General features: G+C 65.7%; 23 protein-coding genes. 9 read left to right on the top strand and 14 right to left on the bottom strand.

What is annotated here, in order from left to right:
* Positions 1-155: 155 nt before the first annotated feature.
* Entirely contained in the window at positions 156-611 is a 456-nt protein-coding gene (locus tag OX460_RS03755; RefSeq protein WP_251348507.1) for an Rrf2 family transcriptional regulator, read from the top strand.
* A gap of 64 nt (positions 612-675) precedes the next feature.
* Here the strand turns inward: OX460_RS03755 and OX460_RS03750 are convergent, their stop codons facing one another.
* The 4 genes from OX460_RS03750 to OX460_RS03735 form a co-directional block, all read right to left on the bottom strand.
* On the bottom strand, positions 676-2361 hold the full coding sequence (locus OX460_RS03750; protein ID WP_289897696.1) for a cation acetate symporter: 1686 nt from the start codon (positions 2359-2361) through the stop codon (positions 676-678).
* Entirely contained in the window at positions 2358-2666 is a 309-nt protein-coding gene (locus tag OX460_RS03745) for a DUF485 domain-containing protein (RefSeq protein ID WP_099667762.1), read from the bottom strand. Before OX460_RS03745 ends, OX460_RS03750 begins: the two co-directional genes overlap by 4 nt.
* 129 nt (positions 2667-2795) lie before the next feature.
* Positions 2796-3992 carry an NO-inducible flavohemoprotein gene (gene hmpA, locus OX460_RS03740; RefSeq protein WP_289897695.1) on the bottom strand — a complete coding sequence of 399 codons (1197 nt, stop codon included), beginning with the start codon at positions 3990-3992 and terminating at the stop codon, positions 2796-2798.
* Positions 3993-4037: 45 nt separating this feature from the next.
* Complete coding sequence (locus OX460_RS03735) at positions 4038-4451, bottom strand: hemerythrin domain-containing protein (protein ID WP_099667760.1); 414 nt, start codon at positions 4449-4451, stop codon at positions 4038-4040.
* Positions 4452-4678: 227 nt separating this feature from the next.
* Here OX460_RS03735 and OX460_RS03730 point away from each other — a divergent pair, with 227 nt between their 5' ends.
* From OX460_RS03730 to OX460_RS03700, 7 genes are all read left to right on the top strand, one after another.
* The gene (locus tag OX460_RS03730; protein WP_289897694.1) at positions 4679-5572 is read left to right on the top strand and encodes an STAS domain-containing protein; all 894 of its coding nucleotides are present in this window, start codon (positions 4679-4681) and stop codon (positions 5570-5572) included.
* A gap of 7 nt (positions 5573-5579) precedes the next feature.
* Entirely contained in the window at positions 5580-5942 is a 363-nt protein-coding gene (locus tag OX460_RS03725) for an STAS domain-containing protein (protein ID WP_099667758.1), read from the top strand.
* 10 nt (positions 5943-5952) lie between these two features.
* Entirely contained in the window at positions 5953-6390 is a 438-nt protein-coding gene (locus OX460_RS03720; protein WP_253192610.1) for an ATP-binding protein, read from the top strand.
* Positions 6387-7472, top strand: coding sequence for an ATP-binding SpoIIE family protein phosphatase (locus OX460_RS03715; RefSeq protein ID WP_289897693.1), 1086 nt, complete (start codon positions 6387-6389; stop codon positions 7470-7472). The genes OX460_RS03720 and OX460_RS03715 overlap by 4 nt, the downstream gene beginning before the upstream one ends.
* Positions 7469-9292 carry an ATP-binding protein gene (locus OX460_RS03710; protein ID WP_289897692.1) on the top strand — a complete coding sequence of 608 codons (1824 nt, stop codon included), beginning with the start codon at positions 7469-7471 and terminating at the stop codon, positions 9290-9292. The genes OX460_RS03715 and OX460_RS03710 overlap by 4 nt, the downstream gene beginning before the upstream one ends.
* On the top strand, positions 9279-10793 hold the full coding sequence (locus OX460_RS03705) for a response regulator (protein ID WP_289897691.1): 1515 nt from the start codon (positions 9279-9281) through the stop codon (positions 10791-10793). Before OX460_RS03710 ends, OX460_RS03705 begins: the two co-directional genes overlap by 14 nt.
* Before the next feature lie 71 nt (positions 10794-10864).
* Positions 10865-11986 (top strand): metallophosphoesterase, encoded by a 1122-nt coding sequence (locus tag OX460_RS03700; protein ID WP_289897690.1) that lies wholly within the window; start codon positions 10865-10867, stop codon positions 11984-11986.
* A 3-nt stretch (positions 11987-11989) separates the two neighbouring features.
* On the opposite strand, the gene OX460_RS03695 is transcribed toward OX460_RS03700, so the two are convergent.
* Both OX460_RS03695 and OX460_RS03690 read right to left on the bottom strand, forming a co-directional pair.
* Complete coding sequence (locus OX460_RS03695; protein ID WP_289897689.1) at positions 11990-12742, bottom strand: DUF4303 domain-containing protein; 753 nt, start codon at positions 12740-12742, stop codon at positions 11990-11992.
* A gap of 16 nt (positions 12743-12758) precedes the next feature.
* Complete coding sequence (locus tag OX460_RS03690; RefSeq protein WP_289897688.1) at positions 12759-13682, bottom strand: LysR family transcriptional regulator; 924 nt, start codon at positions 13680-13682, stop codon at positions 12759-12761.
* 123 nt (positions 13683-13805) lie between these two features.
* Between OX460_RS03690 and OX460_RS03685 the strand changes: the two genes are divergently transcribed.
* Positions 13806-14573 carry an SDR family oxidoreductase gene (locus OX460_RS03685; RefSeq protein ID WP_289897687.1) on the top strand — a complete coding sequence of 256 codons (768 nt, stop codon included), beginning with the start codon at positions 13806-13808 and terminating at the stop codon, positions 14571-14573.
* Between the two features lie 27 nt (positions 14574-14600).
* Here OX460_RS03685 and OX460_RS03680 read toward each other — a convergent pair whose 3' ends face one another.
* The 8 genes from OX460_RS03680 to OX460_RS03645 form a co-directional block, all read right to left on the bottom strand.
* Complete coding sequence (locus OX460_RS03680) at positions 14601-15557, bottom strand: NAD(P)/FAD-dependent oxidoreductase (protein ID WP_289897686.1); 957 nt, start codon at positions 15555-15557, stop codon at positions 14601-14603.
* Positions 15544-15996, bottom strand: coding sequence for an Rrf2 family transcriptional regulator (locus OX460_RS03675; RefSeq protein ID WP_289897685.1), 453 nt, complete (start codon positions 15994-15996; stop codon positions 15544-15546). Before OX460_RS03675 ends, OX460_RS03680 begins: the two co-directional genes overlap by 14 nt.
* 141 nt (positions 15997-16137) lie before the next feature.
* The gene (locus OX460_RS03670; protein WP_289897684.1) at positions 16138-17538 is read right to left on the bottom strand and encodes a cytochrome c; all 1401 of its coding nucleotides are present in this window, start codon (positions 17536-17538) and stop codon (positions 16138-16140) included.
* Positions 17535-19145: a GMC family oxidoreductase gene (locus tag OX460_RS03665; protein WP_289897683.1), complete on the bottom strand. Its 1611-nt coding sequence runs from the start codon at positions 19143-19145 to the stop codon at positions 17535-17537. Before OX460_RS03665 ends, OX460_RS03670 begins: the two co-directional genes overlap by 4 nt.
* A 9-nt stretch (positions 19146-19154) precedes the next feature.
* Positions 19155-19679 carry a sugar dehydrogenase complex small subunit gene (locus OX460_RS03660; RefSeq protein ID WP_289897682.1) on the bottom strand — a complete coding sequence of 175 codons (525 nt, stop codon included), beginning with the start codon at positions 19677-19679 and terminating at the stop codon, positions 19155-19157.
* A 28-nt stretch (positions 19680-19707) separates the two neighbouring features.
* Positions 19708-20901, bottom strand: a complete 1194-nt coding sequence (locus tag OX460_RS03655; protein WP_354669816.1) for a porin — start codon at positions 20899-20901, stop codon at positions 19708-19710.
* Positions 20902-21268: 367 nt separating this feature from the next.
* Entirely contained in the window at positions 21269-21724 is a 456-nt protein-coding gene (hpaR, locus tag OX460_RS03650) for a homoprotocatechuate degradation operon regulator HpaR (RefSeq protein ID WP_251348489.1), read from the bottom strand.
* Positions 21725-21843: 119 nt separating this feature from the next.
* Positions 21844-22770 carry a DMT family transporter gene (locus OX460_RS03645; protein ID WP_289897681.1) on the bottom strand — a complete coding sequence of 309 codons (927 nt, stop codon included), beginning with the start codon at positions 22768-22770 and terminating at the stop codon, positions 21844-21846.

The raw sequence follows: 22770 nt of genomic DNA, 5'->3' as shown, positions 1-22770 counted from the left end.
GGATGTAATCCACATCTTTCACACGCCGGACAAAACCGTAGCGAGCGGATGTGAGTTGTGGCCGAGAAGCGGAACTGTGCGGATGCACAGTGAGCATCGGAGGCCGCAAGTCGCGACGCGCAGCAGGTTTGTCGGGTGTTTTACTCCCTTCTCCCATGCGACTGACTGCCTACACTGACTACACCCTGCGCACCCTGATGTACCTGGGCGTGCACCGCGACCGGCTCGTGACCATCCAGGACATTGCCGACCTGCACTCCATCTCGAAAAATCATTTGATGAAGGTGGTGCACCAGCTGGGCCTGTCGGGCATCGTGGAAACGGTGCGTGGGAGAAATGGCGGCCTGCGCCTGGCGCGCGACCCGGCCGAGATCAATATCGGCACCGTCGTGCGCGAAACGGAAAACGATTTTTTCATGGCGGAATGTTTCAACAAGGAAAATAATACCTGTCCGCTCACGCCCGATTGCCTGCTGAAGGCCAAGCTGGGCCAGGCCACGGCCGCCTTCCTGGCCGTGCTCGACACGGTGACGCTGGCATCGATACTCGACGCAACGCCGGGCGCGCCGGCGCTGGCGGCGGGCGTCATCCCCCTGCGCGTGGCAAAGTAAGCGCGCCAAAAACAACAATGCCCGGCGAACCGGGCATTGTTTCCTTCAACAACTCCTGTTTACATCAATGCGCGCTGGCGCCTGCCGCGCCGATGCCCGTTTCCGAACGCATTTGCTGCGCTTCGTAACCGGCGCGGTCGATGCGCGCGCGGGGGCTCTTGTCGAGCACCGAGAACAGCCAGATGCCGACGAAGCCGGCCGTCATTGAGAACAGCGCCGGCGACGCATACGGGAACAGCGCTTCGCCATGGCCCAGCACGTCGACCCACACGGACTTCGACACCACCGTCAGCGCGACGGCCGTGATCAAGCCCAGGAAGCCGCCGATGGTGGCGCCCCGCGTGGTGCAATCCTTCCACAGCACCGACATGAACAGCACGGGGAAGTTGGCCGAGGCGGCGATGGCGAAGGCCAGCGAAACCATGAAGGCGATGTTCTGCTTTTCAAAGGCGATACCCAGCACCACGGCGATGATGCCCAGCACGATCGTCGTCACGCGCGACACTTTCAATTCGTTGGCGCCCGTGGCCTTGCCCTTCTTGATGACGGTGGCATACAGGTCGTGCGACACGGCCGACGCGCCCGACAGGGTCAAGCCCGCCACGACGGCCAGGATGGTGGCAAACGCGACCGCCGACATGAAGCCGAGGAAGACATTGCCGCCCACGGCCTTGGCCAAGTGCACGGCCGCCATGTTGTTGCCACCCAGCAATTTACCTGCGGCATCCTTGAACTCGGGATTGGTACTCACCAGCACGATGGCGCCAAAGCCGATGATGAAGGTCAGAATGTAGAAATAGGCGATCCAGGTGGTGGCCCAGAACACGGATTTGCGCGCTTCCTTGGCGCTGGGCACCGTGAAGAAACGCATCAGGATGTGCGGCAAGCCGGCCGTGCCAAACATCAGCGCCATGCCGAACGAAATGGCGGAAATAGGATCCTTGATGAAGGAACCGGGGCCCATGATGGCTTCCTTGGTGGCGTGCACGTCCACCGACTTGGCGAACAGCGCTTCCGGGCTGAAGTTGAACTGCGCCAGCACGGCCACGGCCATGAAGGTGGCGCCACCCAGCAGCATCACAGCCTTGATGATCTGTACCCAGGTGGTGGCCGTCATGCCGCCAAACAGCACGTAAATCATCATCAGGGTGCCGACCAGGACGACGGCGATCCAGTATTCCAGGCCGAACAGCAGCTTGATCAGCTGGCCCGCGCCCACCATCTGCGCAATCAGATAAAAGGCCACGACGACCAGGGTACCGGACGCGGAGAAAATGCGGATCGGCGCCTGCTTGAAGCGGTAGGCGGCCACGTCGGCAAAGGTGAAGCGGCCCAGGTTGCGCAGGCGCTCCGCCATCAAAAAGGTGATGACGGGCCAGCCGACGAGAAAGCCGATGGCGTAGATCAGGCCATCGTAGCCGTTCAAAAAGACGGCGGCGGAAATGCCGAGGAAGGAAGCGGCCGACATGTAGTCGCCCGCGATGGCCAGGCCATTCTGGAAGCCCGTGATGCCGCCGCCGGCCGTGTAGAAATCGGAAGCCGACTTGGTTTTCGCGGCCGCCCACTTGGTGACGAACAGCGTGAAGATGACGAAGGCGGCGAACATGATGATCGCCGTCCAGTTGGTCGGCTGCTTGACCGCCTGGCCCAGGTCGGCGCCGGCCGCCAGCACGCTGCTGCTGGCGCCCGCCAGCAAGGCCAGGCTTGCCAGGCAGGAGAGTTTGCGTTGCGTCAATGTGGTGCCGCTCATGCTTGCACCCGTGCCTGGATGGCGTTGCTCAAGTCATCGAATTGCTTGTTGGCGCGGCGCACATAGATGCCCGTGACCAGCACGGTAAACACGATGACGAACAGGCCGATCGGCATGCCCCAGGTCATCACGCCGGTGCCCGTCTTAGTGGCAAGAAATTCCTTGTTGAAGGCAATGAGCAGGATGTAACCGTAGTACACCAGCATCATCAGGCCCGTCAGCGCCCAGCCGAAGCGGGAACGCACCTTGACCAGTTGGTGATAGTTGGGGTCGCTCTTGATTTTTTGAACGAGATCGTCATGCATTGTGTTGCCTCCTGTTATGTAAAAGCTGCTCTTTTGTTTTCGAGCTTGGATTCACAGTACAGTGCGAGGCTTACCCGCCCCTTACGGCAGCGTTTTTTCTCGCCGGGACAACACAAGGCAGGCAAAGAATCAATTCAAGGCGGCAGCCGGTCCGAAGAACTCGTGGTGCGTCTGCTGTTCCGGCACGCCCAGTTCGCGCAAGTATTGCTTGACGGCCCGCATGAATGGCTGCGGCCCCAGGAAGTAGGCGTCGACGTCGCGCGAGGCCGGCAGCCAGCTGTTCAACTGCTCTTTATTCAGCAAGCCGACGGCGTCCGGCGCGGCGGCGCCCGGCGCATCGTGTTCGCCGCCATGTTCCGCATAGCAGTAATAACGCTGCAGCTGCGGGTGCTGCGCGGCCAGTGCATCGATCTGCGCGCGGAATGCATGCACGCCGTGGTTGCGCGCCGCGTGGATGAAATGCACGGGACGCTTGCCGCGCAGGGCCGCCGTCAGCATGGCCAGGGTGGGCGTAATGCCGACGCCGCCGCTGATCAGCACCAGCGGCTTGTCGCTCTCCGTCAGCACGAAGTCGCCCGATGGCGGCGTCAGCTGCACGGTGTCGCCCGCCTGCACGTGGTCGTGGAAGAAATTCGATACCTTGCCGCCCTCTTCGCGCTTGACGCTGATGCGGTAAGTCTGGCCATTGCTGGCGGCGGACAGGGAATACTGGCGGCGCATGGGCACGCCATCGACGGTGGCCAGCACGCCAATGTATTGACCTGGCGCAAAGTCGAGCACGGGCTGGCCATCGGCCGGCGCCAGCAGGAAGGACGTGATCTCGGCGCTTTCCACGCTCTTGCCGCGCACGATAAAGTCACGCACGCCGCTCCAGCCGCCTGGCGCGGCCGCTTGCGCCTTGTAGATGCGCCCTTCCTCGCCGGCCAGGATGTCGGCCAGCTGGCCGTAGGCCGCGCCCCAGGCGTCGATGACGGCGTCGCTGGCCACCTCGGCCCCCAGCACTTCGCGGATGGCTTGCAACAGGCTGGCGCCCACCAGCGGATAGTGCTCGGCGCGAATCTGCAAGGCCACGTGCTTGTTGACGATGGTGGCCACCAGGTCGCCCAGCGCGGCAAGCTTGTCGATATTTTTGGCATACATCAGCACGCCATTGGCCAGCGCGCGCTGCTGGTCGCCGCTGTGCTGGTGCGCCTGGTTAAAGTACGGCAGCACTTCGGGATGGTCGCGGAACAGATTCTTGTAGAAATGGCGGGTCAGCGCTTCGCCGCCCTGCTCGAGGATGGGGACGGTGGCCGTGATGATGGCGCGTTGTTCTTGGGTCAGCATGTAAAACTCCTGTGTATCTATTAATGTATCTATTAGTAAGCGGTGTCAGGCCAGCGATTCAATGGCCGGATACAGATCGTGGTCTTCGCGCCGCATGCGCTGGAACAGCGCGTGCAGCACGGTATTGGCTTCGCTGCGGAAGGCTTCCGGTTCGGCTTCCAGGCGCACGGGCGTATTCCAGCGGCCGGCAAAATCCAGGTAGGCGCCGGCGATGCCGTGCATCTCGTTTTCGTACTGGCGTCCCAGCCGGGCCACCTCGGCCACGCCGCACGCCTGCGCGGCCGGATACAGGTAGCGCTGCTCGACGGCCAGGTGCAGCTTGATCAAGCCGCTCATGGCGATGATCTGGTCGGCAATGGCCTGCGCCTGCGCGCCGACACCGCCGCGCGCCAGCTGGCGCAAGTCATCGATGGCGGCCAGGATGGCCAGGTGCTGCTGTTTGAATTTGTCGATATTCATGATGTTTTTCTCTTGTTGAGTGTTCCCAGTGTAGCGGAATTCGCTTAAACATGCAAACTACATACATCTTTAAGGACGCCAATGTTTCCCACAAGAATGTACATCGACATGCGCCACTATGTGCGGCACAGAACACAAGCTATGGCCACGCCTGCCTATAATTTATTCATCACAGCGCGTGCCCGCTTGCGGCCGCGCCGCACCCTCCACTCCAGCCAAGGATGAGCATGAGTATGAAGACGGACACGGTCAAGACGGGCACAAGCCAGGCGCAGCAACTGGCCGGCATCATCAACGAACACCACACGGCATTGCTGGACGGCTGGATGGCCGGCCTGATCGCCCGCCTGGTGCGGCGCGACAAGATCGCCGAAAACGAGCTGCGCCAGCAGGCGTCGCAATTCCTGCCGCTGCTGGCGGGCGCGCTGGAAAGCGGCGACTCGTTCGACATCGAAGGCGGCGCCTGGGACGACACGCGCCAGCTGCTGGCGGAAATATCGCAGTCGCGCGTGCGCCAGGGCTATTCGCCGATCGACACGGCAAGCTTCATGTTCTCGCTCAAGGAACCGCTGTTCGCCTACCTGCGCCAGGAAATCACGGCGCAGCCGCAGGAACTGGGCGACGCCATCGTCAGCACCAGCAAATTGTTCGACGAGCTGGGTTTGCTCACCATCGCCATCTACCAGAAGGCGCGCGAACAGGTGATATTGCGCCAGCAGCAGGAATTGCTGGAACTGTCCACGCCCGTGGTGCAGCTGTGGCAAAACGTGCTGGCCCTGCCCCTGATCGGCACCCTCGACAGCGCGCGCACGCAGGTGGTGATGGAAAGCCTGCTGCAAAAAATCGTCGACACGGGCGCGCTGATCGCCATCATCGACATCACGGGCGTGCCCACCGTCGACACCCTGGTGGCGCAGCACCTGCTGAAAACCATCGCCGCCGCGCGCCTGATGGGCGCCGACTGCATCATCAGCGGCATCCGCCCGCAGATCGCGCAAACCATCGTGCACCTGGGCGTGAACCTGGAAGACGTGATGACCAAGGCTACCCTGGCCGACGCCTTCGTCGTGGCCCTGAAGCGCACGGGCTCCAGCATCACCTACCAGCAGCAACAACACTGAGGCGCCTATGGAAAGAATCCCCATTTTACGCATGGGCCGGCTGCTGCTGGTGACGATCCAGGTGGACATGCATGACCGCCTGGCGATGACCTTGCAGGACGACCTGACCACCCGCATCGTGACGGACCGCGCCACGGGCGTGCTGATCGACATTTCCGCGCTCGACATCGTCGATTCCTTCATCGGCCGCATGATCAGCAACACGGCGGCGATGGCGAAAATCCTCGACGCGCGCACCGTCGTCGTCGGCATGCAGCCGGCCGTCGCCATCACCCTGGTGGAACTGGGCCTGACCCTGGAAGGCGTCAGCACGGCCCTGAACGTGGAACGGGGGATCAAGCTGCTGGAACGGGGCGGCGCATGCGCATGACGGGGGCGCCGTGCTAGGCGCGCAGGCACAGGAACGGGCGCAGGCCGGGGCGCAGCAGATTCTGCCTCTGCACAGCGACGAAGACGTCGTACGGCTGCGCAAACAGGTACGCGACAGCATGGTCGCCATGGGGTTTGGCCTGATCGAACAGACCAAGATCATTACGGCGGCCAGCGAACTGGCGCGCAACACCCTGCGCTACGGCGGCGGCGGCGAAGCGCGCATCGCGCGCGTCAGCGATGGCGCGCGCCAGGGGCTGGAACTGCGCTTTGTCGATGCGGGACCGGGCATCGACGATATTCCCCTGGCGCTAACCGATGGCTATACCAGCGGCGGCGGGCTGGGACTGGGGCTGGGTGGCGCCAAGCGCCTGGCCGACGCCTTTCACATCGACACGGCGCCCGGCGCGGGCACCACTGTCACTATCGCGAAATGGAAGCTGTTTTGAACCACCTCGAGCAAGCCCCTGACATTGCCAGGCAACGCCGTTTTTCCGTCGGCGAACCGAGCGAAATCGCCACGGCCCGCCGCGCCGGCAACGAACTGGCGCGCCACATCGGTTTCGACGACGTGCGCACGGGCCAGCTGGCCATCATCATCAGCGAAGCGGCGACCAACATCGTCAAGCACGCGCAGCGCGGCGAAATCCTGCTGCGCAAGGTGCTGCGCGGCGGCACCAGCGGCATCGAAGTGCTGGCCATCGACAGCGGCCCCGGCATGGCAAATGTGCGCCAGCACATGCAGGATGGCCATTCCACCACGGGCACCTACGGCGTGGGATTGGGCGCGATACGCCGCCTGAGCCAGGAATTCGACCTGTACACCGCGCCCGGCAAGGGCACGGTGCTGATGATGGTGGTCTGGGGGCCGAACGCCAGCAGCGCCATCCCGGCCAGCCCGAACTGGCAGATCGGCGCCGTCTGCCTGCCGCTGGCCTCGGAACAGGTATGCGGCGACGCCTGGAACGTGGTCTGCGAAGGCCATGAACTGAGCCTGATGGTGGCCGATGGCCTGGGCCACGGCCCGCTCGCGGCGCGCGCCTCGGAACGCGCCAGCGCCCTGCTGGAACACGACACGCCGGGACTGCCGCCGCTGCCCGCCCCCTTCATCGAGCTGGCCAACGGCGCCCTGCGCGCCACGCGCGGCGCGGCCCTGGCCCTGGCGCATATCGACAGCGCGCGCCGTCAGTTGCGCTACGCGGGCGTGGGCAATATCGCCGCCTGCGCCTTCGATGCGCGGCAGCGCCGGCATTTGCTGTCGCACAACGGCATCGTCGGAAGCAACCTGCGCAAGGTGCAGGAATTCTGCTATCCGTGGCAGCCTGGCGCAACACTGATCATGCATAGCGACGGCCTGCACACGCGCTGGGACCTGGAACAGTATCCGGGCCTGGCGCACTGCCACCCCAGCCTCGTCGCCGCCGTGCTGTACCGCGACTTTGCGCGCGGGCGCGACGACGTCACGGTGGTGGTGCTGCGCGAACACGAGGAACAGCAGGCCGTGACGGGGGAAAGGAGCGAAACGACATGACACGACGCATATTGACGGCCCATATCGGCAGCGAACTCGATGTGGTGGGCGCGCGCCAGCGCGCGCGGCAGATCGCCGCCCTGTGCGGCTTCGGCGTGCAGGACCAGGTGCGCATCGCCACGGCCGTATCGGAACTGGCGCGCAACGTCTACAACTACGCCGGCAGCGGCAAGGTGCATTTCGCCATCGATGGCCAGACGGCGCCGCAGGTGCTCAGCATCCGCATCGAGGACCAGGGCCCCGGCATCGCGCAGCTGGAACAGATACTGGCTGGCACCTACCGCTCGCCGACGGGCATGGGCCTGGGCATCCTGGGCGCGCAGCGCCTGATGGACCGCTGCCATATCCGCAGCGCGCCGGGCGATGGCACACAGATCACCCTGCACAAGCTGTTCCCGCGCGACGCGCCCCTGCTCGACGGCGGCAAGATCGGCACGCTGTCCGGCAGCCTGCAGGCGCTGCCGCCGGACATCACGCTGTCGGAAGTGCAGCAGCAGAACCGCGAGCTGCTGACCACCCTGGCCGAACTGAAGACGCGGCAGGACGACCTGCTGCAGCTGACACGCGAACTGGAAGACACCAATCGCGGCGTGGTGGCGCTGTTCGCGGAACTGGACGAAAAGGCCGACCACCTGCGCCGCGCCGACCAGATGAAATCGCGCTTCCTGTCGAACATGAGCCATGAATTCCGCACGCCGCTCAGCTCCATCCGCGCCCTGTCCAAGCTGCTGCTCGACCGCATCGACGGAGATCTGTCGGAGGAACAGGAAAAACAGGTGCTGTTCATCCTGCAAAGCGCCGTCAGCCTGAGCGACCTGGTGAACGACCTGCTGGACCTGGCCAAGATCGAGGCGGGCAAGGTCGACGTGCACGCCAACAGTTTCCAGGTGGCGGACCTGTTCAGCGCCCTGCGCGGCATGCTGCGCCCGCTGCTGGTGTCCGATACGCTCACCTTGACCTTCATCGACCCCGATCCGGCGCTGCACATCCACACGGATGAAGGCAAGCTGTCGCAAATCCTGCGCAACTTCATTTCCAACGCCCTCAAGTTCACGGAAGCGGGCGCCATCGTCGTCAGCGCCACGCCCTTGCCGGAGCAGGACGCGATCCGCTTTTCCGTCTCCGACACGGGCCTGGGCATCGCCGCCGAAGACGTGCAGATGATCTTCGAGGAATTCAGCCAGGTGGAAAACCATATGCAGCGCAAGGTCAAGGGCACGGGTCTGGGCTTGCCCCTGTGCCGCAACCTGGCCACCCTGCTCAATGGCACGGTGAGCGTGGAAAGCACGCCGGGCCACGGTTCGCTGTTTTCCGTCGTCCTGCCCGCCAGCTACCACGCGCCCGAAGGCAGCCTGCCCCCGTGCGCGCCGGCCAACGACAATGGCAACGACCAGCGCATCGCCGTGCTGGTGGTGGAAGACAATCCCCCCGTGCGCCTGTTGTATGAAAAATTCCTGGCCGGCAGCGAATTTCGCGTCGTCCCCGCGCGCAGCGTGCGCGAGGCGCAGGAGCGCTGGGAACAGCAGCGCCCCGCCGCCGTCATCCTCGATATCCTGCTGCACGGCGAAACGGCCTGGCACTGGCTGGCCGAGCTGAAAAACGACCCGCTGCGGCGCCAGGTGCCCGTCATCGTCGCCACCGAGATCGACGACGTGCGCAAGGGCCTGGCCCTGGGCGCCGACGCCTACTACGTGAAACCGCTGCCGCGCCAGCAATTGCTGGCGACCCTGCGCGCGCTGATCGGCAATCCACACCACCGGCAAGAGCCGGTTCCGCCGCAAGGCACAACCACCTGGGACAATGCGCATGCTACCGGATAACAACAGCGATGCTCTGATCCTGAACGTCGATGACAGCGATGGCGCCCGCTACGCCAAGTCGCGCATCCTCCAACGCGCCGGTTTCAAGGTCATCGAAGCGTCAAACGGTGGCGACGCGCTGCTGCGCGCCCGCCACGACCGCCCCAACCTGATCCTGCTCGACGTCAAGCTGCCCGACATCAACGGCCTGGAGGTGTGCCGCCAGTTGAAGGGCGGCGCCGAGACGAACACCATCCTGGTGCTGCAAACGTCGGCTTCCTGCATCGGCACGGCCGACAAGATCCGCGCCCTGGACGGCGGCGCCGACAATTACCTGGTCGAGCCGATCGAGGCCGATGAACTGATCGCCAACGTCAAGGCGCTGCTGCGCCTGGGCCGCGTCGAGCGCGCGCTGCGCGACGTGGACCGCCGCAAGGATGAATTCCTGGCCACCCTGGCGCACGAATTGCGCAACCCGCTGGGCCCCATCCGCACGGCGCTGGCCCTGCTGTGCAAGCTCGACCCCGTCGTGCCGGCCGTGCAGGACAATGCGCGCCGCACCATCGCCCGCCATACCGATCACCTGGTGCGCCTGGTGGACGACCTGCTCGACGTGTCGCGCATTTCGCAGGGCAAAATCTCGCTGCAATGGGAAAGCGTAAGCCTGGCCAGCGTCATCCGCAGCGCGCTGGAAACGAGTTCGCACAGCATCGAGGCGCGCGGCCATGCGCTGGACGTCAACCTGCCCCGGGAAGAACTGTGGGTCTGCGGCGACGCCGTGCGCCTGTCGCAGATCGTCGCCAACCTGCTGCTCAACGCGGCCAAGTTCACGGCGCCGGGCGGGCGCATCGCCATTACCGCCGAACGCGAAGGCGACAATGTGCGCATCCGCCTCAGCGACAACGGCATCGGCATCGCCGCGGCCAGCATCGACAGCATCTTCGGCCTGTTCGAGCAAAGCGGCCACTCGCCCGACCGGGTGCAGGATGGCCTGGGCATCGGCCTGTCGCTGGTGCGCAACCTGGTGACCCTGCACGGCGGCCAGGTCAGCGTGCGCAGCCCCGGCGTAGGGCTGGGCAGCACCTTCGAAGTCCTGCTGCCGCTCGACGCCAACGTGCCGCTGGCGGCCGTGCCGGCGCCGCAGGCCGCCACCGGCGGCAGCCAGCGCATCCTCGTCGTCGACGACAACCGCGATGCGGCCGACACCCTGGCCGAACTGCTGGAAATGTACGGCCACACGGTGCGCACGGCCTACACAGGCACGCAAGCCACCGAGCGCACGCTGGAATTCAAGCCCGACATCGTCTTTCTCGACATCGGCCTGCCCGACATGAGCGGCTACGACGTGGCCGTCAAAATGCGCCAGCTGCCGATACCGCAGCAATTCCTGCTCGTCGCGCTGACCGGCTACGGCCAGGAACACGACCGCCAGGCGGCCCTACAGGCCGGTTTCAACGAACACTTCGCCAAACCCGTCGATTTCGGCAAGCTGGCCATGCTGGGATTGCATATCGCCCCCTGAGCGGGGTGGCGGCTGCCTGCGGCCAAGGCGTCGGCTATAATCGGCGGCCGCCTCACCTCTGGAAGCATGACATGACAACCCGCACGCCGCTGCTGCGCATCACCATGATACTGGGCGCCCTGCACGCCCTCCTGGGCTGGCTGCTGCTGCCGTCGCTCCCCGTCGGCCTGGCCGGCTGGCTGCTGGGCGGCCTGGTCCTGCTGGCGTCGACCATGCTCATGCCGATGACGATCTTTGCCCGCACCGTCACCAACGATGCGCGCCTGGCCGACCGTCTGAGCTGGGCCGGCTCGCTGTGCATGGGCTTTTTTTCCTCGCTGTTCGTGCTGACCGCGCTGCGCGCACTGCTGATGCTGATTCCCGCCACCCGCCCGCACGCGCAGGCGTCCGCCGTGCTTGTGCTGCTCCTGGCGCTGCTGGCCACCGTCGTCGGCTTCATCAATGCCCGCCGGGTGGCGCGCGTGCGCGAGGTCGACGTGCCCATCGCGGGCCTGCCGGCCGCCTTGCAGGGCTACACCATCGTGCAACTGAGCGACATCCACGTGGGCGCCACCATCAAGCGCGCCTACGTGCAGGCCATCGTCGCGCGCGCCAACGGCCTGCAGGCGGACCTCATCGCCATCACGGGCGACGTAGTCGACGGCACGGTGGCGCAACTGGGCAGCCACACGGCGCCGCTGGGCGAGCTGCGCGCGCGCCACGGCGTCTTCCTCGTCACGGGCAACCACGAATACTATTCGGGCGCCGCACCGTGGGTGGCGGAATTTCGCCGTCTGGGCTTGCGCGTGCTGATGAATGAACATGTCGTCCTCGACCGCGACGACGCGCGCCTGGCGCTGGCCGGCATCACCGACTTCAACGCGGCCGCCTTCGATCCGGCGCAGAAAAGCGACCCGCAAGCGGCCATCGCCGGCGCGCCGGCCGATATCCCCCGCATCCTGCTGGCGCACCAGCCGCGCAGCGCGCCCGAGGCGGAAGCGGCCGGCTACGACCTGCAATTGTCCGGCCACACGCACGGCGGCCAGTTCTGGCCGTGGAATCTGTTCGTGCCGCTGCAGCAGCCCTACGTGGCGGGCCTGCACCGGCAAGGCCGCCTGTGGATTTACGTGAGCCGCGGCACGGGCTACTGGGGGCCGCCGAAACGCATCGGCGCGCCGGCGGAGATTACGAGACTCAGGCTGGTGGCGGCGTAGAACCTAATCGGCCCAGCTGGCCATCCACGCCTCGAACCGCGCCACCACCGCCGGCGGATTCAAACGCGCCATCGCGCCTTCCACCGCTTCGCTGTCGCTGACCTCGAACAGCAGCACGCTCTCGTCACGCCGAGCGCCCGTGCCGAATACCCCTTCGGCGTCAAGCTGCGCCAGCGCCGCGATGCAGGCGTCGAACACGCCGCTGCGGAAGGTGGCGAAGTCCATGTCGAACGGCAAGTCGCGGTGCGCCTGCAAGAGCAGGCGGTAGGCGCTGTCGAAATACGCGCCGCCGTCGTCGAACGCCCATTCGGCGGGATTCCACAGCATCTCCTCGTCGTATTCCGAGGCGGCCAGCGCTTCGCGGCTGTTGGCCATGCAGCCTATCGTCATGGCGCTGTCGTCGCTCACCAACGCGAAAGCGTCGATGTGCTGGTCGGGATGCGCGCGGCGCGCGGCTTCGACAGCCAGGCGCGCGGCATCCGCCACCAGGGTTTGCAGCAGCGCGAAATCGAAGACGGCCGGGTCGATGACGCTTTCGCGCGCCAGCACGTAGCCGTCGGCCAGCGCGGCCCGGCCATGCGCCAGGTAGACGGCGTACGCTTCGGCTTCCCTTGCGTAGTCGTTGCGCGTCTCCTCGCCCCAGGTCATGGCCGTGCCGCTGGCCGTCCAGACAGTCGTGCCGAAGACGCGCGCTTCCCGGAAGCGGGCCGGCCGGTCGCCGTCGAAGGTGTAAAACAGGCTGTAATTACTATGCATGGGAATTGTTCATCGTTTAATCGGGCCGCATCTGCGCAGCGAAATCGCGCTGACGGAACTGCTCCAGCAGGAAATCGACGAACACGCGCGTCTTCGCGGGCAAGAGCTTCTTGCTGGGATAGTACACGGACAAGGGGCCGGAATCGGCGTGCCAGCCTGGCAGCAGCCGGACCAGGGCGCCGCTGCGCAAGTGGGCCAGCGCGTGCGGCATGGGCAGCAGCGCCACGCCGACGCCCAGGATGGCCGCCTGCGCCATCGCTTCCGGGTCGTCGAAGATGGCGCGCGGCCGGCATTCGGCCACGCCTTCGCCGCCCGAGCCGTCGCGCAATATCCAGCTGCGCAGCCTGCCGCTGCCGGCCGAGCGGCGCGCCACGCCGTCGAATTGCGCCAGGTCCGACGGATGCCTGGGCATGGCCTTGCCCTGCATGAAGGCGGGCGACGCCGTGGCGACGATGTGGGCGTGGCCCAGCTCGCGCGCCACCACGCCCGGCGTCAGCTCGATGCCGCCGCCGATGGCGACATCAAAGCCTTCGCCGATCAAGTCGACTTGCCGGTTGTCGAAATGGCAGTCGGGCACCACGCCCGGGTGGCGCGCGATGAAGTCGCCCAGCAGTGGCACCACGTAGCTGCGCCCGAACGACGGCGCCATGCTGATTTTCAGGATGCCGGCCGGCTGGCCGCCCTCTTCCGCCACGCCAGCGATCGCCTCGCGCAGGGTGGACAGGGCGCCGCCTATCTGCTGCAGGAAACGCTCGCCCCCTTCCGTCAGGGTCAGGCGGCGCGTGCTGCGCTGGAACAGCCGCAATCCCAGGCTCGCTTCCAGGCGCGCCACGTTCTTGCTGACGGCGGCCGGCGTCAGGCCCAGGCGGCGCGCGGCGGCGGAAAAGCTGCCCAGCTCGGCAGACAGCACGAAGGATTGCAAGTGATTGAGGGCGTCCATGCGCCTATTCTACCCGCTCAGCTGATACCAATGGTTGAAAGTGATTGTAGCGATTCATGGCTAGCGCGGCAGGAATGAAAGGCAGATACTGAACTCCTCGATTCCTCACTTAGAAAGCACATCATGCAAACCCAAACCACCACCAGCACCTCCCTGCCACTGCAAGACAAGATCGCGTTTGTGACGGGCGGCTCGCGCGGCATCGGCGCCGCCATCGTGCGCCGCCTGGCCAGCCAGGGCGCCAACGTCGTCTTCACGTATCAAAGCTCGGCCGCCGAAGCGCAGGCGCTGGCCGCCACGGTGGAGACAAGCGGCGGCAAGGCCCTGGGCGTGCAAGCCGATGCGGCCGACGCCACCGCCCTGACGGCCGCCATCGACAAGGTGGCGGCGCAGTTTGGCCGTATCGATATCCTCGTCAACAACGCGGGCGTGTTCCTGCCCGGCGCCATCGACGATTTCTCGCTGGCAGACTTCGACAAGACATTGAACGTCAACGTGCGCGCCGTCTTCGTCGCCATCAAGGCGGCCGTGGCGCACATGCAGACGGGCGGACGCATCATCAACATCGGCAGCACGAATGCGCACCGCATGCCGTTCGGCGGCGCGGCCGCCTACGCCATGAGCAAATCGGCGCTGAGCGGCCTGACGCAAGGCCTGTCGCGCGACCTGGGTCCGCGCGGCATCACCATCAACAACGTGGAACCGGGTCCCGTCGCCACGGACATGAACCCGCCGACGGGCGACTTCGCCGACCTGATGCACGGCCTGATGGCCCTGCCCCGCCACGGCACGGCCGATGAAATCGCCGGTATGGTGGCCTACCTGGCCAGCCCGGAAGCGGCGTTCGTCACGGGCGCAGGACTGAAGATCGATGGCGGTTTTGCCGCCTGAGCGCCAGCACGCACCACGGCCCCGGCATTACGCCGCCGGGGCCAGTCCGAACATCAGCGAGCGGTGCGCCGCCACGCCAGCCATGGCGCCATCGGCCACCGCGAACGCCACGCTGCCGGCCATGCGCCCCGCGTCGCCGCAGCAAAATACGCCAGGCACGCTGCTGGCCTTTTGCTCGTCGGTGGGCACGAACGGGCCCATGGCGCCCTCTTCCTGCGCGCAGCCCAGCTCACCGGCCAGGGAACTGGCCAGGCGGGTGCGGGTCGCCACGAACAGGCCGGCCATCGCATGGCGGCTGCCATCCTGCATGACCACGTCGGCCACGCCGGCGATCCGCGCCACGGGCGCGCGCACTACCGTGACGCCGCGCGCGGCCAGCTGCTCCAGCTGCGCGCCATCGGGCTCGAACGCACCGTTGAGAAAGAAAGTGACCGTGCCCCAGTCGGGCAGCATCAGCGCATGGTGCATGGAGAGGGGGCCGGTGGCCAGCACGCCGATGGCGCCCTGCTCCAGTTCATAGCCGTGGCAATACGGGCAGTGGAAGACGCTGCGGCCCCAGCGCTCGGCCAGGCCATCGACGGGCGGCAATTCGTCGATCACCCCGGTGGCCAGCACCAGCCGGCGGCCCCGCACGCGCATGCCGTCCGCCAGGGTCACGTCGTAGCCATCGCCATCGCTGCTGGCCGCTGCCTGCACGGCCGTGCCATCCAGCCAGGCGACGGTGGCATACGCCATCAGCTGCGCCTTACCCTCGGCCGCGATGGCGGCCGTCCCGCTGCCGTCCTGGGTCAGGAAGCCGTGGGAATGGCTGGCGTAGCGGTTGCGGCGCTGGCCGCCATCGACCACCAGTACGCGGCGGCGGGCGCGCGCCAGTTGCGTGGCGGCCGACAGGCCCGCGTAGCTGCCGCCGACGATGATGACGTCGAATGCGGCGTCGAATGCGGCGGCTGGCGTGGCGCCGCCCTGGGATTCAGGAATGGTCATGCGGTGCTCCTTGGTGTGCGGCGTATTGTTGGCTGAAACGTTCGGCCAGGTCGGCCAGGGTGACGGCGCCAAAGCGCCGGATCAGCAGCGCCTCGGCTTCGTCGAAGGCGCCGGCCAGCGACTGGTTGACCACCTGCTCGACCAGGCAGCCCGGCTGATCGACGCGGTTGCCCATGGCGAAGACGGTGGGCGACCCCACGGCCACGTAAATGTCGTGCAGGGTGACGCGGTGCAGGTCGCAGACGATGCGCCAGCCGCCGCCGTGGCCCTTGACCGAGGCCACGTAGCCCCGCTCGCGCAAGCCGGCCATCACGCGCCGCACCAGCACGGGATTGGTGTCCAGGTAGGTGGAGAGTTCCTCGGACGTCATCGGGCGTCCCGCGTGGGCCATGTGCAGCAGCACATGGAGGATCGATGATAGTTTGCTGTCGCGTCTCATGTAACTAATGATAGTACATAATTTACACAGATGCAAACCAGTTGCAATATCAAGACGTAAAAAAAGGGGCCGGACTATTCAGCCTGGCCCCTGCCTGTACTTCAGCGTCTGTACTTCAGCGCCTGTTATTCGCGGCTGCTTCTACGCCTGCTTGCGCCGGCGTCCCCGCCACCACAGCAGCAATGCCAGCAGCACCAGCACGCCGACGATGATGCCCGCGCGGGCCAGGCCGATCAGGTTGGACGGTGCGCCGCCGTTGCGCAAGGTCGTCACCTGCTCCGCCGTCACCTTGATGGCGGGATTGCCGTACATCTTCTGCACGTAATTGCCCAGGGTGACGATCTGTTCGTCCGACAGGGTCTGGCGGAAGGCAGGCATCAGGTGACCCGCATGGGCACCCCTGCCATCCTGCCGCTCCACGCCGTCGAGGATGGCCATCACCAGGTTGTTGCTGTTGCTGCGGCCCGTCACCGAGTTGTGGAACAGCGGCGGCAGGCTGCCGTCGAAACTGCCCTCGCCCCTGGCCTGGTGGCAGCTGGCGCACTGCGCATCGTACAGCTGCGCACCCGACATCTTGTTCAGGTTTTGCGGCAGCGGCACGCCGCGGATGCTGGCCAGCTCGTCGCCCGCCTTGCCCCATTGCGTCACCGGCTGCGTATCTGCCTTGTCGCGGATGGCCGGCACGCTCTTGACGTAGTGCGCGATGGCGTGCAAGTCCGCGTCGTTCAGGTGCTTCAGGCTATGGTCGATGACTTCGGCCATCGGTCCCGCCGCTTGCGCCTTGTTCGCGGTGCGGCCCGTGCGCAGGTAATCGACCAGTTCCTGCTGGCTCCAGCCGCCCACGCCGCTGTTGATATCCGACGTGATGTTCGGCGCATGCCACGTACCCAGGTCGGCGCCGCCCAGCTCCTTCGACAGCTGCTCGGCCATCAGCGCATTGCGCGGCGTGTGGCAGGTGGTGCAGTGGGCCAGGCCTTGCGCCAGGTAGGCGCCCCGGTTCCACTCCATGCTTTTCGCCGTATCGGCGACGAAGGGCTTCTTGTCGAGGAAGAGCATGTTCCAGCCCGCCATCGACAGGCGGATGTTGAACGGGAACGGCAAGTCCGTCGTCTGTGCCGGCGCCGCATCCACGGCCGCCACGCCGTGCATGAAGTAGTCATACAGGGCCGCCGTGTCCTCGTCCGTCACCTTGGCGTAGGCCGTGTAGGGCATGGCCGGGTACAGGTTGGCGCCGTCGGCCCGCACGCCATGGCGCACGGCGTCGGAAAACTGCTTGAGCGTGTAATTGCCGATGCCGTGCGTTTTCGACGGCGTGATATTGGTGGCGACAATGGCGCCCAATGGCGTCGCCAGGGACAGCCCGCCCGCCATCGGTTTGCCGCCAGGCACGCTATGGCAGGCGATGCAGTCGCCGGCCGTCGCCAGGTAGCGGCCGCGTTCGATCGCCGCCGCATCGGGCACGCCCTTGTCGGCCGCCAGCACGGGCATGGCCGCGAGAGACAGCAAGACGGCGCCCGCCGTCAGTCTGAAGGCCGCCATCATGCTGTGCCTCCCTGTTGTTCGTCGAGGATGTGCTTGACGGTGCGCAGCGCCACGGCCAGGCCGTTTTCCGTCGAGTTGCAGGTGCCGGACGTGGGCAGCACGCCGGTGCTGCACAGGAACAGGTTGGCGTGGTCGAAGGTGCGGCCCCACTGGTCGCACACGGCCTTGGCGGGGTCGGAACCCATCGACAGGGTGCCGCAGATATGCTGATTGTTGGCGAACACGCCTTCCTTGCTGTGGCGCAGATTGGTGCCGCCCATCAGCTTGGCGATCTTCTCGAAATCCTGCTTCGAGCGCTCATGGCCACGCTTCGTGTACTCGTCGATCGAATAGTGCGCCTGCGGCTTGGGGATGCCCATGGCATCCTTTTCGCTGCTCAGGGCAATGCGGTTCTCCGGGTTCGGCAGCACTTCCAGCACGTTTTTCAGGCTCATTTCGCGGGCCGAGCGGAAACGCAGCTGCTGCTCGAATGCTTCGCCAAACACGCCCTTGCCGATCAATTCCCTGGTGGCGCCGTCGACGCGGGAGATGTTCGTGAAATCCAGGCGGTACGGCGAGTGCTCGCTGCGGAAGTCGCCATCGCGCATGGTGTTGATGGAATTGGGGCTTTGCGGGCCCCGGCCCAGCCACAAGTCTTCATCGGCGTCGAAGGTGATCGAGGTGCTCGGGTGGTCCATCAGGTTGCGGCCCACCATGTCGCTGCTGTTGGCCAGGCCGTTCGGGTATTTATCTGAGGCGGAAACGAGCAGCAGACGCGGGCTTTCGATGCCGTTGGCGGCGAGGATAAAAGTCTTGGCCGTGACCCGGTGGCTTTTCTTGTCGACGTCGTAATACAGCGCGGCCGTGATGCGGCCCTGCGCGTCGTGTTCCAGCTTGTAGACGTTGGCATTGCAGACGATCTTGACGCCCGCGTCCTCCGCCTGCTGCGCGGCGATGCCGCCGTGGTATTGCGCGTCGATGGGGCAGATCGGCTGGCAGCTGTTGTTGCCGCAGCAGGCCGGGCGGCCATCGTAGCTGACGCTGTTGCGCGCCACCGTGTTGCCGACGACCTTGAAGGTGGGGTCGAGGCGCTCGCGGATGCGGCGCATGGCGTACGGCTCCGTCACGGGGTCCATCGGAAACGTCTGCTTGCGCGGCGAACCCGTGTTCTCGGCGCCCGAGACGCCCATGATCTCTTCCGCTTCCTGGTAAAACGGCTCCAGGTCTTCGTAGCTGATCGGCCAGTCGACGCCCACGCCATACAGCGTATGGATGCGGAAATCGTTCGGCACATTGCGCCACGCCTGCGCGGCCCAGTGCCACGACGTGCCGCCGAACTGGCGGATGTATTCGGCCGGGTATGGATACGGGCCGGCCTGCACCAGGTAGCCGTTATCGGTCGGCTGGTAGATCGGGTGCGGCGCCGTGGCGACGGACGGATACGGCGACATCCAGTCGCTGCGGCGCGTCGTGTTGCGGAAACGGGCGACGATTTCGCCGCGCGACACGCGCGGTCCCGCTTCCAGGATCAGCACCGAGGCGCCGGCCAGCGCGAGCTTGCGCGCGGCCAGGGAGCCGATGATGCCGGAACCGATCACGAGGTAATCGGCAGAGAGTTCTTCAGCCATGATGGCTCCTTAAATTGGTTTTCTGGCCCAGCTGCCGTAGGCGCCGTAGGAATACGTGGGAGGTTTCAGCACGTCGGCCACGACGGCCGCGTTCAACGCCTGCTCGTAGGCGACGCAGACGGCCGCCTCGCCCGTGCCGACGATGCCCAGGTACCAGGCGCTGGCGATCTGGCGCGGCAAGGCAGCCAGCGGCGACTGGGCCGGGTCCAGCCCGTCGAGCGCTTCCTGCAGGCCGGCCGCCTGCAAGCCTTGCGCATTGATCAGGGCCAGCAGCGCGCGCACCTTCGCCGGGAAGGCCGTATCCTGCGCCACCAGTGCGTCATACAGGCGGTTGGCCAGCACGGGGTCGAGCACTTGCCGCCCCACCAGCATGGCCGACACGCCCAGGAAGGCGCCCTGCTCCGCATTGGCGACCGGTTCTGCCAGCGCCCAGGGAATCAGCGCCGCGGCCGAAGCCGACAGCAAGCCGGCCAGCACCATGCGGCGGCCGGGATTGAGAGGGCCGCGGCCCTCCTTGTGATGTGTAGCGTCCACTTGAAGCTCCCGTGAGTTCAGCAACCGTTCAGAAAGAATGCTTGAGACCGACCATGACCACCGTCTGGCCGCCGGTCGACGATGGCGTGCCGTTTTGCGAATCGCCGACCGAGGCGACGGCGTTGACGATGGCGCCGTCCTGGCCCAGGGTCTGGCCGCGCGCCAGCTGGCGCGCCTCGATCAGGTAGATCGCGGTGCGCTTCGACAGCGCATACGTCTGTTCGAACGACAGCTGGCGGTAGCGCGCGCGGTCGGCGATGCCGTTGGCGTGGCTGGCGAAGGTGTCGCTGTAGCCGGCGGCCAGGAACCACTGCGGCGTCAACTGGTAGCTGGAGATCAGGCCGGCCGTGTTGAAGATGGCCGTGTCGCGGAAGGCCGAGCGGCTGCCCGCCTCGTATTGCACGTTGCTGGCGTTGGCACCCACCATCCACTTGCCCATGGTGTAGCGCGCGCTGGCGGCGATGAATTGCACGCTTTCAGCCGAGGCGTAGCCCTGGTTGATGGCGGAAATGCCGAAGCTGCCCGAAGCATTGCCGTTCCAGCCGCCCTGGGTGCTCATGGCCATGGCGCTGGCATTGTTCTGGCCGTTTTTCAGTTTCAGGTAGCCGAGCGCGAATTCGGCTGGCGAGGTGCTGTACTTGACGGCGGCGCTGAAGCTGCTGCCCACGGCGTTGCCGTCTGCCGCTTCGCCAAAGCCGTACTGCGCGCTGGCCTGCAGGCCGCGCCAGGCCGGCATGCTGTAGGTGACGGAATTGCTGATGCGCACGGTCGTATCGAGGCCGTCGATATCGCCAGGGTGGGCGCCGGTGGCGCCCGTCAACACGTTGCTCGACGCCAGCGAGCCCACCAGCAGGTAGTACGGCGTGTACTGGCGGCCGGCCGTGACGCTACCGTAGGCTGCCGATTGCAAGCCCACGTAAGCCTGACGGTTGAACAGGGAGCTGGCCGAACTTTGCGCGCCCGTGTCGCTTTCAAAGCCGTTTTCCAGCAGGAACAGCGCCTTCAGGTCGCCGCCCAGGTCTTCCACGCCCTGGAAACCGATCTTGCTGGCGGACAAGTTGCCGCTGCGCATGTAGGTGTTCGAATTGCCGCCCTGGTTGCTGGTGTACGCCATGGCCGCGTCGACCACGCCGTAAATACTGACATTGCTTTGGGCGCAAACGTTTGCGCCGATGAGCGTGGAGACGGCCAGCGCCGCAGCGCGCATGCATGTAGTGTTCATTTTTTCCTGACTTTCCTGTTTTATAGTACGCCCGGCCGGCATTACCGCCGTGATGGCGACATACTGGCGAGGCGCCGCGTTGCGGCCCCATACAGCGCGTGGGGCGTCCGCTTTTCTTCTTGATTTGGATCAAGTGGAGCAAATTATACGCTTATTTACTCACATGTAAGTGATTGACTGTAAGGCGTAGTCTTATAGCAAAACTTTCTTGTGTCTTATAGCAAAACCGTCAGGTATGCGGACACAAGCCCGGCAGGATGCGGAAATACGCGGAACAGGCATGGGGAAAGCAGCGGCGGCGCGTGTCGAAAAACACGCGCCCGGTGGCTAATCAGGCAGGCGGGAAAACGGGGGAAAAGCGGGATGGTCAGCGCAGGATGGCGGGCGCCACCGGCAGGGTCTCGAGGGCAATGAAGGCTTCCAAGGTGCGGCGCATGTCTTCGAACACCTGCTTGCCGTAGGCCGCTTCCAGGTGTTCATATTGCAGGTCAATCAGCTTGCCCATCTGCAACAGCAGGCTGGCGCCCGCTTCCGACAGGTGCACCTTGCGGCGGCGCTGGTCGCCTTCGAACTTGCTGCGCCCGATCAAGCCGATTTCTTCCATGCGCGCCAGGATGCCGCTCATGCTGGGACTGGAAATCTGGCAGATCTCGCACAGTTCGCGCGGTTCCAGGGTCGGGCTTTCGTTCAGCGCGCGCATGATGCGCCACTGCTGCTCCGTCACGCCGAAGTGATTGAGGATGGGACGGAAATGCTGGAGCAGGCTGTCGCGGGCCTTCAGCAGCAGTTGCGGCATGTTCGGATAACGGATCGGTAGCTGCAAGCGGAACTCCCTGGGTGGGCGGAAAATTAGCGTAATTATACGGCTCGCCCACTGCAAACGGCAGGCCGGCAACGATGTATTTTTCGCTACGTCCGTCCTGCCTCCTGCCCTGCTCCCTCCTATTGCGCATGCCGCCGCACGGACCACAGCACGCCCGCCGTCAGCAAGACCATGGCGGCCCATTCCAGGGGCCGCGGCATGCGCTGCGCGTAGACGAAGCCGTACAGCAGCGCGAACAGGGTCTCCGACAGGATCAGCTGGCCCGACAAGGTGACCGGCACCAGGCGCGACGCCAGGTTCCACAGGTAATTGCCGATCACGGAAGCGCCCAGCGCCAGCAGCAAACACACGAGCCAGTAGCGGTGCCAGTCGCGCGCCGGCGCGTCGTCGGCGCCGCTTGCCTGCTGCAGCGCCAGCATCGCGGCGCCAACGGCCAGGGCGATGACGCCGCTGGCCAGGCCATACAGCATGGCCCATTCCACGGAACTGAAATGCGCGTGGCGCTTGAGGAAACGGGCATTGTCGAGCGCATACCAGGTCCAGCAGGCGAGCGCGCCAACGGCGCACAGCACGCCGGCCAGCTTGTGCGCCAGACCGGCGCCGCCCGCGCCGCCTGCATGGCTGAAGATATCGACATTGATACAGGCGATACCCAGCGCTACCACCAGCAGCGGCCAGGCCAGCTGGCGCAGCGGCAGCGCGCCGTGGTCCTTGCGGCCCAGGATGGTGACGCTCAGGGGCAGCAAGCCGATGATCAGGGAAGTGGGCGCCACGCCGGCCAGTTTGACGCCGTAGGCCAGCAGCAGGTAATACACGACATTGCCGGCCAGCGCCTGGCGCAGCATGGCCAGCCAGTCGCTGCGCCGCAAGCGCCGCAGCAGTGGCAAGAGGCGCGGCAGCATCAGGCCGGCCGCCAGCGCGCCATAGCAGATGTAACGCCCCACCATCAGCTCGATCGGGGAAAAATCCGGCAGCAAGACGGGCACAATGAAAACGGCGCCCCAAAAGGCGCCGGCCAGCACACCACATACAATCCCACGCCACAT

This window comes from Janthinobacterium sp. SUN033 (assembly GCF_030397595.1).
In the GTDB taxonomy this organism is placed as follows: Bacteria; Pseudomonadota; Gammaproteobacteria; order Burkholderiales; family Burkholderiaceae_D; genus Janthinobacterium; species Janthinobacterium kumbetense.
Note: the sequence above shows the minus strand (reverse complement) of the source record. Positions and strands in the feature narration are given on the sequence as shown.